Source organism: Streptomyces sp. NBC_01520 (assembly GCF_045040375.1).
Classification (GTDB): Bacteria; Actinomycetota; Actinomycetes; order Streptomycetales; family Streptomycetaceae; genus Streptomyces.
This window is the reverse complement of sequence record NZ_CP109404.1, coordinates 6,505,337-6,520,068: the sequence shown is the minus strand read 5'-3', so window position 1 is coordinate 6,520,068 and position 14,732 is coordinate 6,505,337. Positions and strand designations below refer to the sequence as shown.

Here is a 14,732-nt window from a genome sequence, read left to right as displayed (position 1 = left end):
GAAGATTGCCCGGAATTTTCCCACAGGAACGCGAAGATGCCCGCACAGAATTCTCTGTACGGGCATCGGCCGGACCATCGTCAGCCGACTACGGTCAGCTCTCGTCCGGCGTCAGCCGCAACGAGATCGAGTTGATGCAGTACCGCTGGTCCGTCGGGGTCGGGTAGCCCTCGCCCTCGAAAAGATGACCCAGGTGGGAGCCACACTTCGCGCAGCGGACCTCGGTGCGGACCATGCCGTGTGAACGGTCGGACACAAGTTCCACCGCGTCTGAGTTGCGTGCATCAAAGAAGGACGGCCAGCCGCAGTGCGACTCGAATTTGGTGTCGGAGCGGAACAGTTCCGCATCGCAGGCCCGGCAGGAGTAGACGCCCTCGGTCCTGGTGTCGGTGTACTCACCGACGAACGCGGGTTCGGTGCCGGCCTTGCGCAGCACCGCGTACTCGGCGGGGCTCAGCTCCGCCCGCCATTGCTCGTCCGGCTTCTCGACGTCGTACGACACGGTGGCTCCCTCAGTTCGACAGGTGGTCCAGGATCTGCGGGCCGAGGTCGGTGACGTCGCCCGCTCCCATGGTGAGAACCAGATCGCCCGGCTTCGCCATTCCCGCGATGACGGCGGGAACGGCAGCCTTGTCGTGGACGGCCGTGACGTCGGCTCCGGCCGCCTTCGCCGCGTCGATGATCAGGGTGCTGGTGATGCCCGGGATCGGGTCCTCGCGGGCCGGGTAGATGTCCAGGACGACGGAGGCGTCGGCGAGGGCGAGCGCCTGCCCCATCTCGGTGCCGAGCTCCTGGGTGCGGGAGAACAGGTGGGGCTGGAAGACCACCAGCAGGCGGGCGTCGGTGGCCGCGCCGCGCATGGCCGCCAGGTCGGCGGTCATCTCCGTGGGGTGGTGCGCGTACGAGTCGATGACCTGCACGCCGGCCGCCTCGCCCTTGAGCTGGAGGCGGCGCTTCACACCGGTGTACTTGCCGAGCGCGGAGGCCAGGTTGTGGGCCGGGATGCCCAGGGCGACACCGGCGGCGAGGGCCGCGACCGCGTTGTGCGCGTAGTGGCTGCCGGGCACGGAGACCGTGAAGGTGAGGTACTTGCCGTTGAGGACGACCGTGACCTCGCTGGTCAGGCCGCGCGGGGTGATCTTGTGGACGCGTACGTCGGCGCGCTCGGACTCGCCGTAGGTGACGACGTCGAGGGACTCGATGTCGCGGACCCGCCGGGTCAGCTCCACCGCGCCGGGCTGGTCGGCGGAGACGACGAGCGTGCCGCCGGGGACGACCTTGCCGACGAACGTCTCGAAGGAGTCGTAGATCTCGTCCATCGAGGCGTAGTTCGCGTGGTGGTCCAGCTCGACGTTGAGGACGATCGCGACCTGGGGGTCGTACTTCTGGAAGCTGCGGTCGCTCTCGTCGGCCTCGGCGACGAAGATGTCGCCGCCGCCGTGCGCGGCGTTGGTGCCGGGGCCCTCCAGGTCGCCGCCGATGGCGTACGAGGGGTCGAGGGCCAGCTCCGACAGGGCGACGGCGAGCATCGACGTGGTCGTGGTCTTGCCGTGCGTGCCGGCGACCGCGATGGCGCGCAGGCCCTCCATCAGGGAGGCGAGCGCGTCGGAGCGGTGCACGACCGGGACGGACAGCTCCGCGGCGCGGGCCAGCTCGGGGTTGTCCGCGCGGATGGCGCTGGAGACGACCACGCAGGACGCGTCGTCCGCCAGATGACCGGCGGCGTGCCCGATGTGGACGGTCGCCCCCAGCGCGCGCAGGGCCTCGGCGGTGGCGGACTCCTTGGCGTCGCTGCCCGCCACCTTCGCCCCCCGCTGGGCGAGGATCCTGGCGATGCCCGACATTCCGGCGCCGCCGATGCCGATGAAGTGCGGCCGTTCCAGGGCGGCAGGAATACCGGGTGCCATGCGTGCGTCTCCGAGGGTGCGAGGTGGGTGCGGTCCGCCCCCAGCCTATTCGCTGTGCGCGAAGAGCTTGAGCACCGGTACGCCGACCTTGTGCCGGGCCCGGGAGGCCCAGTCGCGGTGGAAGAACTCCTCCACGTAGTGCGGGGCGGTGAGCACGATGACCTCGTCGGCCCCCGCGTCCTCGACCACGGACTTCAGCTTGTCCAAGGGGTGGTCCTCGATCACCTGTCCGACCGCTTCCGACCCGGCCTCGCGCAGTTCCTGGAGCGAGTACTCCAGGGCGATCGCCGCGGGTTCCTGCGCCGCCCTGCCTTCCGGTTCCTCGCCCTCGCGGACCGCTTCTCTCAGTTCGCCGAGCGCCACGTCGTCGATCGCCCGGAGCAGGACGTCGGCCTGGTCACCGCGTGGCTGCATCAGTACGACGAACGAGATCCGCTCCTCGCCGTGGAGGGTCGTGACGAATTCCACGTCCTCGGGAGTGAGGGGCTTCTCGATCATCAAAACGCTTGTGAACACGGCAGGCGCCTTCCGTTTCATCTCATCGGCCCTGGACGGCCGCTGCTGCTGAAACCATCCTTCCCCGCAATTGCACGGGGTTGCAGGACTAATAGTGCCCACCCGAAGCTAACCGGAACGGTAAATTCCGGTAAGTGTCAGATCTTCCCGTACCGACTGAAGAGGAATCCTGCCTCCTCCAGCAGCGATACGAGGGAGAAACGTTCCGGCACGATCACCGGCGGGCCGCCCGAGATCCGTTGCGCGCCTCCGGCGACGAGCATCGGGGACAGGGTCAGGCAGAGCTCGTCCAGCACCCCGGCCGCCACGAACTGGCCGAGCAGCCGCGGTCCGCCCTCCGTGAGCAGCCGGGTGTGCCCGCGCGCGGCCAGCTCGGCGACGGCGCGTGCCGGGTCGGCGCCCGCGCCGTCCCCCGCGACCAGTACCTCGGCGCCCGCCTCCCGGGCCGCGCGGATCCGGTCGGCCGGTGCCGCGGCCCCGGTGACCACCAGGGTCGGGACCAGCGGCGAGACGAAGAGCGGCAGGGAGAAGTCCAGGTCCAGGCTCGCGCTCACGACGGCGATCACGGGGGCGGGCCCCTGCCCGGCCGCCGCGCGGCGTGCGGCGAAGGCGTCCCGGGCCCTGGCGGGCCGGTAGCCCTCCTTGCGCACCGTCTCGGCGCCGACGACGACCGCGTCGGCCAGCCCGCGCAGGGTGCCGAAGATCCGCATGTCGGACGCGGAGGAGATGCCCTGGGAGCGGCCGTCGTGATGGGCGGCGCCGTCCAGGGTGGACACCATGTTGGCGCGCAGCCAGGCGCGGTCGCCCCCGGGGTACGCGTAGGCGTTGGCCAGTTCGTCGAGGGTCCACTCGCGGTCGGTGGCGGCGGGGGTACCGGCGGCCGTGGGTGTCAGGTCCGTCACAGGGAGCAGGCGTCGCATGCCCCGCAGTCTGGCACGGCCCTTAAGGTGGAGAGTTGTGTCGTCCTCCACCGCCGTGCCGGGGCAGAGCCCCATAGCCGAAACGGCCCCGCAGTCCCTGTGCGCCCTCGAGCCGCGCGTCCCCGCCGACCGTCTGGTCGCGGAGATGGTGCCGCCGCCGCGCTTCGACTCGGTGCGTTTCGATACGTACGTACCCGACCCCAACCAGCCGAGCCAGACCGAGGCCGTCAGGGTGCTCGGCGATTTCGCCGGTGGTCTCGGCGGGGCTCATGCCAGTGGTGCGGGCAGGAAGGGAAGTGCGCGGAGCGCATCCGCTGCGGGGTGGTGGCGGGCGACGGGTGGGCGGTTCAGCAAGAAGCCGGCGCCGCCGGCCGGACCACGCGGTGTCTATCTCGACGGCGGTTACGGCGTCGGCAAGACCCATCTGCTGGCCTCCCTGTGGCACGCCACCCCGGCCGCCCCTTCACTGAAGGCCTTCGGCACGTTCGTCGAGCTGACGAACCTGGTGGGCGCGCTGGGCTTCCAGCAGACCGTGCAGACCCTGAGCGGCCACCGGCTCCTGTGCATCGACGAATTCGAACTGGACGACCCGGGTGACACGGTCCTGGTGTCGTCCCTGCTCAGCAGGCTCGTGGAGGCGGGGGTCGCGCTGGCCGCCACCTCGAACACCCTGCCCGGCAAGCTCGGCGAGGGCCGTTTCGCCTCGGCCGACTTCCTGCGCGAGATCCAGGGCCTCTCCTCCCACTTCCGGCCGCTGCGGATCGACGGCGAGGACTACCGTCACCGCGGGCTGCCCGAGGCGCCGCCGCCGTACTCCGACGAGCAGGTCACCCGGGCCGCGTACGCCACGCCCGGGGCCTCCCTGGACGACTTCCCCTCCCTGCTCGACCACCTCGCCCGGGTCCACCCGAGCCGCTACGGCGCGCTGACGGACGGGATCACGGCGGTCTGCCTCACGGATGTGCGGCCGGTCCCCGACCAGTCGACGGCCCTGCGCCTGGTGGTGCTCGCGGACCGGCTCTACGACCGCGAGGTCCCGGTGCTCGCGTCCGGCCTTCCGTTCGACCGGCTGTTCAGTGAGGAGATGCTGAACGGCGGGTACCGGAAGAAGTACTTCCGGGCGATCTCCCGGCTGACGGCACTGGCGCGTGAGGCAAAGGGACTGGTGGCGCAGTAGGTTCGGGGTCGTACGCGTACGAGGTGCCGCCGGGTGCCTCGTACGTCCTGTTTGACCGCGCACACCGTTTGAAGGGATCCAGCATGGCTACCACGCGTCAGGCGCACACGGTCTGGGAAGGCAACCTGCTCGAGGGCAAGGGCGTCGTCACCCTCGACTCCTCCGGGATCGGGGAGTTCCCGGTCTCCTGGCCGTCCCGCGCGGAGAAGGCGAACGGCAAGACCAGCCCGGAGGAGCTCATCGCGGCCGCGCACTCCAGCTGCTTCTCGATGGCGCTCTCCAACGGCCTGGCGTCGGCGGGCAACCCGCCCACCCAGCTGACCACCCAGGCCGACGTCACGTTCCAGCCCGGCACCGGCATCACCGGCATCCACCTCACGGTGGCGGGCGTCGTTCCGGGTCTGGACGAGGCGGGCTTCGTGAAGGCCGCCGAGGACGCCAAGGCGAACTGCCCGGTCAGCCAGGCGCTCACGGGCACGACCATCACGCTCACCGCGTCGCTGGCCTGACCTCACCCGTCCCGGAGGCCTCTTCCGCCCCTGGGACACATCGAGGCACGGTGACCCGCATGGTTCCCGCGTGACACGACGCGTGGTACACACATGCGGGTCACTACACCTGTCCGCCAACAGGGAGTTGCCTCATGTCTTCCGAAACACGACGGCTCGCGACACGACGCCAGGTCCTGGCCCGCGGCGGCGCAACCGCCGCTTCCGTGGCCTTCGCCGGGGCCTTCACCGAACTCTTCGCGGGCACGGCTGCCGCGCGGGGCCACAGCGGCTACGGCCCCCTCCTGCCGGACCCCGACGGCCTGCTCGATCTGCCGAAAGGTTTCCGCTACCGGGTGCTCTCCCGCGAGGGCGACCCGCTCCGCTCCGGCGAGGGGCCGGTGCCCAGCAATCACGACGGCATGGCCGCCTTCGCCGGCCGCCGTGGCCGGGTCCATCTGGTGCGCAACCACGAGAACCGGGTCACGGGAAAGATCGGCGTCCCGACGGTCGAGGGCCTCACGTACGACCCTATGGGCAAGGGCGGTTGTACGGCCCTGGAGCTCGACAACCGGAACAACGTACTCGGTGAACGGGTCGCCATCGCCGGTACGGCCGTCAACTGCGCGGGCGGTCCCACCCCGTGGAACACCTGGCTGACCTGTGAGGAGACCGAGGACAAGGCCGGTACCAACGGCTACACGAAGGACCACGGCTTCATCTTCGAGGTGGACGGCGCCGATCCGCGCCGCACCGGGGCCGTGCCCCTGACCGCGATGGGCCGCTTCCAGCACGAGGCGATCGCGGTCGACCCGAAGAACGGGATCGTGTACGAGACCGAGGACGCGTTCCAGCGGCCGTTCGGGCTCTTCTACCGCTTCCTGCCCGAGAAGCCGCTCGGCGGCACGGGTTCACTGCGGGCCGGGGGCGCACTCGAGGCCATGCGGGTCCCCGGGCTGCCCGACCTGTCCGCGGTCCAGGAGACCGGTGCGAGCTTCGACCGGGTCGAGTGGGTCCCGGTCCCCGATCCACTGGCCGCCGAGACGCCGATCCGGCTGCAGGACTTCGGGCCGAAGGGCATCACACACGCCCAGAAGCTGGAGGGGTGCTACTGGGGCGGCTCGTCCGTCTACTTCGTCTCCAGCTTCGCGCACAGTTCCGAGGGGTCGGCGGCCGACCACTTCGGCCAGGTCTGGCGCTACGAGCCGAAGCGGCGCCGGCTCACGCTGGTGGTCGTCTTCGGCCCGGACACCGACATCCAGCTGCCCGGTGAGTCCCCGGACAACATCTGCCTCGCCGCCGACGGCGGGCTGATGGTGTGCGAGGACGGCGGCGGCGCGCAGCACGTGCTCGGGGTGACGCGGCGCGGAGAGGTCTATCCGATGGCGCGGGGGCGGCAGAACACCGGGACGGCCGAGGACCCCGAGTGGGGCGAATTCGCGGGGGTCACGTTCTCGCCGGACGGCGGGACGATGTTCGTGAACTGCTACACACCGGGGACGACGTTCGCGGTGACGGGTCCCTGGCGCTGAGCGACCGGGAGCGGGCCGCGGGGCCGGGTGGCGACGGCCGCCCGGCCCCGCGGCGGTTCCGTGTGCCGGAGGAGGCCGGAGCGCCTGAACGAATTCTGATCACCCATCAGCTAGCGTCTTCCGGTGATCAAATCTGTTCGTACGATGACAGCACTCACGATTCTGGGTGTGGTCCTCACCGGCTGCGGCAGCCCGGAGGCCTCGCGGACCGCGGCCCTCGCGCCCCCGCCGAGTCCGACCGCCGGCCCCACGGTGCGGGCGGAGGAGCGACCGCCGACGATGGCGCCGGGGCCGCAGGGCCTGACCCCGGTCTTCGAGCGCCGGGCCGCCGGGGCCGACGGCGGGACTCCCGGGGCCGACAGGATCGTGGCGCTCACCTTCGACGCGGACATGACGGCGGATCAGGGGGCGCGTGCCGCGGCGGGAGAGCACTTCGACAACCCCGGCCTGATCGCGCTGCTGCGCCGGCTGAAGGTGCCGTCGACGGTCTTCATGACCGGGCGGTGGGCGCAGGAGTACCCGTCCCAGGCCCGCTCGATCGGCACCGATCCGCTGTTCGAGATCGCCAACCACTCGTACAGCCACTACGCCTTCGCCACGCCCTGCTACGGACTGCCGGTCGTGTCGAAGGCCGATATGCGGGCCGATGTGGAGCGGGCCTTCACCGCGATCCGGAAGACGGGGGCACGCAACGTCGTGCCGTACTTCCGCTTCCCCGGCGGCTGCTACGACGACGCGTCGCTGAAGGCCCTGGCGCCGACGGGGGTCACGGCGGTGCAGTGGGACGTCGTCAGCGGGGACGCGTTCGCCACGGACGCGGACGCGGTGGCCGACCAGGTGCTGGCCGGGGTGGAACCCGGCTCGCTGGTGGTCATGCACTGCACGCGCAGCGCTGCGCCCGTAACCGAACGCGCGCTGCTGCGGGTGATCCCGGAGCTGCGCGAGCGGGGCTACCGCTTCGTCAAGGTCTCCGAGCTGATGCGCGGCTGAGGGCCGTCCCCGCGTGACGCCCACGCCCGCCGCGCACGGCCCGCCCCGTCAACCGGAGCAGGCCGTGCGTCCCGCCTCCTGCCAGGCGCAGACCGGGCAGAGCGTGCTGCCCTTGGTCGACTCCGGGTACTCGGTCGGCTTCCGGCACAGCACGCATTCGGCGTACGGCGGACCCGCGTCCACGGGTGCGGGGGCCGGTGCGGGCGCAGCGCAGTACGAATCGTCCATGCGTCCGAGCGTACTGACCCGCGAGGTCAGTTGGCCGACGCCTTCTCCGGCTTGAGCTCGCTGGGCCGGACGATCACGAATCCCTCGCCCTGCAGCATCAGCTGGACGGCCTCGCCGGAGCCGCCGCGCACCATCGACCCGAAGCTCTGCGAGCGGTGCAGCGTGGTGGACAGCTGGGCGCTCCAGCCGACGACCGCGTCCGTGTCGACGTACACCGGCTGCTGGGCCGTGACGGGGATCACGATGGGCTGGCCGTCGCATATCAGGCCGAGCTTGCCGTAGCCGCTGAAGACGCTGTTGAAGAGGCCGCCGCCGGTCATGCCGGCCCCCTTCACCGTCTTGATCTCGTACGCGAGGCTCGCGTCGAAACACAGGACGTTGCGGCCGTTGATGGTCAGGACGTCGCCCTGTTCCATCTCCACGATGAAGCAGCTGGCCGCCTCGTGGGCGAACCACGCCTCGCCCTGGCCGCGGACCGCCATGAGCGGCAGCCCCTCGCCGGTGACCGCGCGCTTGAGCATGCCGCCGATGCCCTGGCCCTTGCGTTCGAACTGCAGATCGCCGCGGAAAGCGATCATCGATCCCTGACGCGCGTGCATCTCCCCGTTGACTGCGTACTTGATGGACTTGGCGTTCTGCAGGGACATGCCGGGGGCGGTGGCCTGCTGGGCCATGTGCTCGCTGGAAAAGAGATCGCTCTTCATGCCCGCATCCTCACCCGGAGCCCTTCGTTCCAGCAAGAAGCGGTTTCCGCGGGCCTGGCAGACTGGAGTCCGTGAGCAGCGACGACCTTCCCGAGCCCCTTCCCCAGTCCGTCCCCGAACCCGTCCCCGGGGCGGTTCCCGATTCTGCGGACAGCCCGTTCCGCACGGAGCCGACCTCCCGCGACGAGGCACCACAGTTCGTGCTGCCGCTGGTGGTGCACATGGAGAAGGCGGATCCCCCGGCGCGCACCGACGCGCTGCGGACCGCCGCCCGTGCGGTGCTCACGATGCTCTCCGACGAGCGTTCGCTCGGCGAGGGCGAGTGGGCGCGGGTGATGCGGGACTGGCAGGACGCCCGGATCCGTAAGGTGGTGCGGCGGGCGCGGGGCGCGGAGTGGCGCAAGGCGTCCGCGCTGCCCGGGATCACGGTCACCGGTGAGCACGCCGAGGTACGGGTGTTCCCGCCGGTGCCCCTGGACGGCTGGCCCAAGGAACTGGCCAAGCTCCAGGTGTCGGGCACGGATCTGGACGATCCCGAGCCGCCGTCCGCACCCGATCCGGCAGCGCCGGTGCTGTGGATGAATCCGGAGGTCGGCATGTCGGCGGGCAAGGCCATGGCCCAGGCCGGGCACGGTGCGCAGCTCGCCTGGTGGGAGCTGTCGGACATGGAGCGCAAGGCCTGGCGGGAGGCCGGTTTCCCGCTCTCCGTGGCCACGCCTGACGCGGCCCGCTGGCGGGAGCTCACGGTGAGCGGGCTGCCGGTGGTGCGGGACGCCGGATTCACCGAGATCGCGCCGGGATCCTGCACGGTGGTCGCGGACCACCCGGCACTGCGCCGCTGAGCACCGGGCCGAGCGGCCCGGCACCGGAACAGCGAGTCCCCTGGAACCACGCGGTCGGACTTCCTGCGGTTGAACATCCCTGCGCCGATATACGTACCTCCCGGTACTGCCGTACCGGCATTACCGCCAAGTAGGTTGAACGCCGAGTCAGTTGGCGGTTGGTTCAGAGCTGTCACGTATCGGCCCGGGAGACACACGTGTTGCGACGCATCAACGGAACGGCCCTCATCATCGCGGCACTGGTCGCCACGCTCGGCGCGCTCGCCTATCCGGTGTGGTCCTACTCGGACCGCTCGGGCACCGGTGAGGCCAATCTGAACGCCTCCAGCGTCCCGACCCAGTGGGGCCCGCTCTCCGCGACCGACCGGGACTTCCTGGTCAAGGTGCGGCTGGCGGGCCTGTGGGAGCTGCCCGCGGGGCAGCAGGCGATCGAACGGGCGCCGAGCGAGGCGATGAAGACGGCGGGCGACCACCTGGTGGTCGGCCACACCGATCTGGACCGGCGGGCCAGGGACGTGGCCGCCAAGCTCGGGGTGGAGCTGCCGAACCAGCCGACGGAGCAGCAGCAGGGCTGGCTGCGGGAGCTGACCGCGGCGGGCGGCGAGGAGTACGAACGCAAGTTCGCCAATCTGCTGCGGGCCGCGCACGGCAAGGTCTTCGCGCTGATCGCCCAGGTCCGGCACACCACGCGCAACGCGCTGATCCGGCAGCTGGCCTCGGACGCCAACCAGACCGTCCTGGACCACATCACCATGCTGGAACTCACCGGATTCGTCGACTTCGACGGTCTGGCCCGCGAGGCGGCCGGCACGTCGACGGCCAGCCCCTCGGGCCCGCCCATGTCGTCGGGCGGGAACGTGCCGCAGGTCCCGGTGCCGGTGACGCCGAGCGGGGACCAGTCCTTCACCTCGCGCCCGGTGCCGCCGACCCTGAATCCGCTGCCGCAGCCCTGAGCACGGCCGCGCGGCCCCGGGAACCTCAGATCCACCTCTGAACGTCCCCCTTTTCGGATTCACCACCGCCATGCCGGGTCATCACCCCCGTACGAGGCGATGGAGCGGACGAGGGGGGACGGGATGAGGCTGGGAACCGGTATCGGCTGGCGGCCCGAGATCGAGGACGCCGTCGAGGCGCTGCCCGGGATCGACTGGGTCGAGGCGGTCGCGGAGAACATCTGCGCCGATCACCTCCCCGCCTCCCTCGTACGCCTCAGGGAGCGCGGCGTCACCGTCGTCCCGCACGGTGTCTCGCTGGGCCTCGGCGGGGCCGACCGCCCCGACGCGGGACGCCTCGCCGACCTGGCGGCGCGGGCCGTCCTGCTGGACACACCGCTGGTCACGGAGCACATCGCGTTCGTACGGGCCGGGGGGCCGCTCACCGCGTCGCCGGGGCTGGAGGCAGGCCATCTGCTGCCCGTGCCGCGGACCTGGGACGCGCTGGAGGTGCTCTGTGAGAACGTCCGGATCGCGCAGGACTCGCTGCCCGTGCCGCTGGCCCTGGAGAACATCGCCGCACTGATCTCCTGGCCGGGTGAGGAGCTGACCGAGGGGCAGTTCCTCGCCGAGCTGGTCGAGCGCACGGGGGTGCGGCTGCTGATCGACGTGGCCAATCTGCACACCAACCACGTCAACCGGGGCGAGGATCCCGCGACGGCCCTCGACGAACTGCCGGTCGAGGCCATCGCGTACGTCCATGTGGCGGGCGGTGTCGAGAAGGACGGGGTCTGGCACGACACGCACGCCCATCCGGTGACCCGCCCCGTCCTGGACGTGCTGGCCGAGCTCCGCTCGCGGGTCGATCCGCCGGGTGTGCTGCTGGAGCGGGACGACGACTTCCCGCCTGCCGCGGAGCTGGCGGGCGAACTGACCGCGATCCGCGCCACGCTGGCCGCCGCGGCCGGCGTTCCGGCGCCCGTACGCCGACGGCCCGGCCGGCCCCCGGAGCCGGCAGGGCGGACGGCCGGTGCCCGTGAACGGCTCGCCCTGGCCCAGGCGTCGCTGCTCTCGTCGCTGGTCGCCGGTGCGCCGGCCCCGGAGGGCTTCGACCACCGGCGGCTCGGGGTGCAGAGCCGTGCCCTGGCCGCCAAGCGCGCCGAGGTCGTCGCCAAGGTGGCACCGGAGCTCCCGGAGATCCTCGGCGACGGCTACCGCGAGGCGTTCCTCGGGTACGCCGGGACCCGGCCGATGTCCGCCGGATACCGCCGCGACGCCCTGGACTTCGCCGAGCAGTTGCTCATCACGGGCCGTCCGGCGGACGCCGCGGCCCGCCTCCGGCTGACCCGCTGGTGGCAGGACCGGGCGGCGCCGCGTCCGCCGCGCCGAAGCACCATGTTCGTCCGGGCGGCCCGTGCCGCCCTCATGGGAAGGTGACCCCGATGAATGCCCTCGCTCTTCTGCTGACCCTCGCCGTGGCGGTCTCCTCGACGCTCCTGATCGTCTCGACCCGCAAGGCCGGCCGTCATGGCGGCGGCCCCGTGTATGTGCATGACCGGTCCGAGGCGGCCTTCCTCGGCGGCGGCCCTGCCAGGGTCGTGGACACCGCGCTCACCGCCCTGCACACGGACGGACGGCTGGTCATCGGCGGCCCAGGCATCGTCGCCGTACAGCGGGCGGAGGCCCGTGACGTGGTGGAACGTGCCGTGCTCCAGGAGTTGTCCGTCGCCCCGAGCGGGGCCCTGCACACCCTCCGGCTGGCCGTGATGCGGCATCCGGCGGTGCAGGAGATCGGTGACGGTCTCGCCGCCCGCGGGCTGATGGTCGCGCCGGGCGAGAGCCTGAGCCGCCGCCGCTGGGCGCTCGCCCAGGGGGTCGTGTGCACGATCGCCTTCCCCGTCGGCATGGTGCTGACCTTCGTGCAGTACGCCCTGCACGAGGGCTACGCGGACATGCCGTTCCCCTTCATCGTGAAGGTGCTGCCCGCGCTCGTGACCGGCGGCGCCGTCGGTTTCCTCGTCGCCGCGTCGGCCAAGGCCCGGGTCACCAGGGCCGGTCGCCTGGCCGCCGACGGATACCGGGCCGCCCACGCCCATATCCCGGACCCGGCCCACCTGGTGGCCACCGTGGGGCTGCGCGCACTCCCCGACCCCGTGCTCCAGGGGCAGTTGCTGGCAGCCGCTCGGCATCCGTCCGTCCGGCGCCCCTCGCCGTCCTCCGCCCCGTACTCCCCCTCGACGGACTCCTATGCCACGAGCGCCGCGCTCCTGCCCGTGATGTGGTGCGCCGGGGCGGGCCCGGGCAGCCGAAGTTGCGGAAGTTCCGGCGGCGGCGGCCACGGGACGGGCTCCTCCTGCAGTTCCGGATCGGGCTGCGGCGGAGGTTCGGGCGGCGGATCGGGCTGTGGCGGAGGTTCGGGCGGCGGATCGGGCTGCGGTGGAGGTTCGGGCGGCGGGTCGAGCTGCAGCGGAGGGTCGAGCTGCGGCGGAGGCGGCGGGTCCAGTTGCAGCAGCAGCAGTTCGAGTTGCAGCAGCAGCAGCAGCGGTTCCAGCTGCGGCAGCAGCTCCTGAACGTACCGATACGGCCACCGATGACCGTCAGCGACCGTAATTCGTCCATATCGTGAACAGCCCATGGCGCTTCCTTGCCCGTCTCGCATAGAACTCCGCCATGCTCTGGGTCTTGCTTCTTCTGGTCGCGTGGGGCACGGCGGCCGTCTCCTGCATCCGGCTCTGCCTCGTCACCGCGGGCGCGGCCCAGCGGCCGGCCGAGGCCGTCCGTGAACCCGCCCTTCACGAACTCAACCTGTACGAGACGGCTTTCCTGGCCGGCGGCCCGCAGCGGGTCGCCGACCTGGCGCTGGTCTCCATGCATCTGCGGCGCCGTCTGCTGCTCGCCCACACGGGCTGGGCGACGGTGGTCGATCCGGAGGGCCGGGACGAGGTCGAGCGCACCGTGATCCGGGCGATCGGCCCGGAGGGCCAGTCCCGCATAGCGCCGATACGGGCGTCGGCCGCTGCCGCCGACGCCGTACGCGCCCTCGCCGACCGGCTCGTCGCGGCGGGCCTCGCCGTACCGCACGGCACCCGTACGACCCTGGCGTCGGCGGTGCGCGCGGTGCGGGGTGCGGCCGTGCTGGTGGTGGTGCTGGCAGCCGCCGCGGTGCTGCTGCCGGGTCAGGACCCTGGGTACGCGGGCCCGGTGGTGGCGTGGTTCGGGCTGCCGCTGGTGCTGACGCTGGGCTGCCTGGCCATCGCACGGGTGGAGAACCATCCGTACAGCCCCTGGGCGTCACCCTCCGGGCAGCGGTGGCTGGACTCGCTCCCGGCACCGGTGCGGGGCGCGGACCGCGATCTGCTGGCCGCGGTGGCCGTACGGGGGGTGGGGGCGGTGGAGGACCCCGAGCTGAGGGCTGCCCTGCGCGACGGCCGCACGGCGTATTCGGGCCATTGAGCGGCTAGGGGCAAGAGGGCCCTCCCCGACCGGCAGGAAAGGGCGAAATGCCCGCTCCTCGACCGGCCGGGCGTGGCGGAAGGGCCGCCCCTCGACGGGAACGGCCCTTCCACGATGCCTCTTTCGGCCCGGGGCACATCGGCCCGCACACGGCGAGGAGCGGCGGCCTGCGGGGAGGAATGGCTGACTCCCCCGCAGGTCACCGCAGTTCGCCGGTACCGGCCGATGTGCCCGGAACCGGACCCGGTGTCGCTGGAACGACGGGCGGCGTCACACGCGCCGTAGCCCGCCAACTGATCTTCCGGGTCTGGGTGACCGGAAACGCTGGTTATGCGAGACCGGCCACCAAGTCTGCGACGGACTTCCTGCGCCCCGTGTAGAACGGGACCTCTTCACGGACGTGCAGCCGTGCCTCGGAGGCCCGCAGGTGACGCATGAGGTCGACGATGCGGTACAGCTCGTCGGCCTCGAACGCCAGGACCCACTCGTAGTCGCCGAGCGAGAAGGAGGGCACGGTGTTGGCACGCACGTCGGGGAAGCCGCGGGCCATCTTCCCGTGGTCCGCGAGCATGCGGCGGCGGTCCTCGTCCGGGAGCAGGTACCAGTCGTAGCTGCGGACGAAGGGGTACACGCTGACGTAGGCGCGCGGCTCCTCGTCGGCCAGGAAGGCCGGCACGTGGGACTTGTTGAACTCGGCGGGGCGGTGCAGCGCCATGTTCGACCAGACCGGCTCCAGAGCGCGGCCCAGCGTGGTGCGCCGGAAGAGGTTGTACGCCTCCTGGAGAGCGTCGGAGGTCTCGGCGTGCCACCAGATCATCAGATCGGCGTCGGCCCGCAGACCGGACACGTCGTAGGTGCCGCGGACCGTGACGTCCTTGGCCGCGAGCTGGTCGAACAGCTCCTGGACCTCGTCGGCGTAACCGGCACGGTCCGCGGGAAGCACATCTCGCAGCTTGAAGACGGACCACAGGGTGTAGCGAATGACCTCGTTGAGGTCCTTGGCCTTCTTGCCTGCGTTCGGAAGCTTTTCTGGCGCACTCATA

General features: G+C 71.4%; 16 protein-coding genes. 9 read left to right on the top strand and 7 right to left on the bottom strand.

Features of this window, described 5'->3' with window-relative positions:
• Positions 1–94 precede the first annotated feature (94 nt).
• The 4 genes from msrB to OG524_RS29395 form a co-directional block, all read right to left on the bottom strand.
• Positions 95–502, bottom strand: coding sequence for a peptide-methionine (R)-S-oxide reductase MsrB (msrB, locus tag OG524_RS29410; RefSeq protein WP_405387692.1), 408 nt, complete (start codon positions 500–502; stop codon positions 95–97).
• Between the two features lie 10 nt (positions 503–512).
• Positions 513–1,907 (bottom strand): UDP-N-acetylmuramate--L-alanine ligase, encoded by a 1,395-nt coding sequence (gene murC / locus OG524_RS29405; RefSeq protein ID WP_405387693.1) that lies wholly within the window; start codon positions 1,905–1,907, stop codon positions 513–515.
• A 45-nt stretch (positions 1,908–1,952) separates the two neighbouring features.
• Complete coding sequence (locus OG524_RS29400; protein ID WP_405387694.1) at positions 1,953–2,405, bottom strand: indole-3-glycerol phosphate synthase; 453 nt, start codon at positions 2,403–2,405, stop codon at positions 1,953–1,955.
• A 155-nt stretch (positions 2,406–2,560) separates the two neighbouring features.
• Positions 2,561–3,343 (bottom strand): pyrimidine reductase family protein, encoded by a 783-nt coding sequence (locus tag OG524_RS29395; protein WP_405387695.1) that lies wholly within the window; start codon positions 3,341–3,343, stop codon positions 2,561–2,563.
• Positions 3,344–3,380: 37 nt separating this feature from the next.
• On the opposite strand from OG524_RS29395, the gene zapE reads away from it, so the two are divergent.
• The 4 genes from zapE to OG524_RS29375 all read left to right on the top strand — a co-directional run bounded on the left by zapE (position 3,381) and on the right by OG524_RS29375 (position 7,530).
• Complete coding sequence (gene zapE / locus OG524_RS29390) at positions 3,381–4,520, top strand: cell division protein ZapE (protein ID WP_405387696.1); 1,140 nt, start codon at positions 3,381–3,383, stop codon at positions 4,518–4,520.
• A gap of 83 nt (positions 4,521–4,603) precedes the next feature.
• Positions 4,604–5,029 (top strand): OsmC family protein, encoded by a 426-nt coding sequence (locus tag OG524_RS29385; protein WP_405387697.1) that lies wholly within the window; start codon positions 4,604–4,606, stop codon positions 5,027–5,029.
• A gap of 134 nt (positions 5,030–5,163) precedes the next feature.
• The gene (locus tag OG524_RS29380) at positions 5,164–6,540 is read left to right on the top strand and encodes an alkaline phosphatase PhoX (RefSeq protein WP_405387698.1); all 1,377 of its coding nucleotides are present in this window, start codon (positions 5,164–5,166) and stop codon (positions 6,538–6,540) included.
• Between the two features lie 144 nt (positions 6,541–6,684).
• A complete protein-coding gene (locus OG524_RS29375) occupies positions 6,685–7,530 on the top strand; it encodes a polysaccharide deacetylase family protein (protein ID WP_405387699.1) in 846 nt (281 codons plus the stop codon).
• Between the two features lie 48 nt (positions 7,531–7,578).
• Here OG524_RS29375 and OG524_RS29370 read toward each other — a convergent pair whose 3' ends face one another.
• Positions 7,579–7,758 (bottom strand): hypothetical protein, encoded by a 180-nt coding sequence (locus tag OG524_RS29370; RefSeq protein ID WP_405387700.1) that lies wholly within the window; start codon positions 7,756–7,758, stop codon positions 7,579–7,581.
• A 26-nt stretch (positions 7,759–7,784) separates the two neighbouring features.
• Entirely contained in the window at positions 7,785–8,462 is a 678-nt protein-coding gene (locus tag OG524_RS29365; RefSeq protein ID WP_405811973.1) for an AIM24 family protein, read from the bottom strand.
• Positions 8,463–8,533: 71 nt separating this feature from the next.
• Here OG524_RS29365 and OG524_RS29360 point away from each other — a divergent pair, with 71 nt between their 5' ends.
• The 5 genes from OG524_RS29360 to OG524_RS29340 all read left to right on the top strand — a co-directional run bounded on the left by OG524_RS29360 (position 8,534) and on the right by OG524_RS29340 (position 13,689).
• Entirely contained in the window at positions 8,534–9,304 is a 771-nt protein-coding gene (locus tag OG524_RS29360) for a peptidyl-tRNA hydrolase (protein WP_405811972.1), read from the top strand.
• A gap of 200 nt (positions 9,305–9,504) precedes the next feature.
• A complete protein-coding gene (locus OG524_RS29355) occupies positions 9,505–10,257 on the top strand; it encodes a DUF4142 domain-containing protein (protein WP_405393051.1) in 753 nt (250 codons plus the stop codon).
• Between the two features lie 123 nt (positions 10,258–10,380).
• Positions 10,381–11,673, top strand: a complete 1,293-nt coding sequence (locus OG524_RS29350; protein ID WP_405387703.1) for a DUF692 domain-containing protein — start codon at positions 10,381–10,383, stop codon at positions 11,671–11,673.
• A gap of 5 nt (positions 11,674–11,678) precedes the next feature.
• Positions 11,679–12,806 (top strand): TIGR04222 domain-containing membrane protein, encoded by a 1,128-nt coding sequence (locus OG524_RS29345; RefSeq protein ID WP_405387704.1) that lies wholly within the window; start codon positions 11,679–11,681, stop codon positions 12,804–12,806.
• Between the two features lie 100 nt (positions 12,807–12,906).
• Positions 12,907–13,689, top strand: a complete 783-nt coding sequence (locus OG524_RS29340; RefSeq protein ID WP_405811971.1) for a TIGR04222 domain-containing membrane protein — start codon at positions 12,907–12,909, stop codon at positions 13,687–13,689.
• A gap of 328 nt (positions 13,690–14,017) precedes the next feature.
• Here the strand turns inward: OG524_RS29340 and hemQ are convergent, their stop codons facing one another.
• On the bottom strand, positions 14,018–14,731 hold the full coding sequence (gene hemQ / locus OG524_RS29335; protein ID WP_405387706.1) for a hydrogen peroxide-dependent heme synthase: 714 nt from the start codon (positions 14,729–14,731) through the stop codon (positions 14,018–14,020).
• Between the last annotated feature and the right edge of the window lies 1 nt (position 14,732).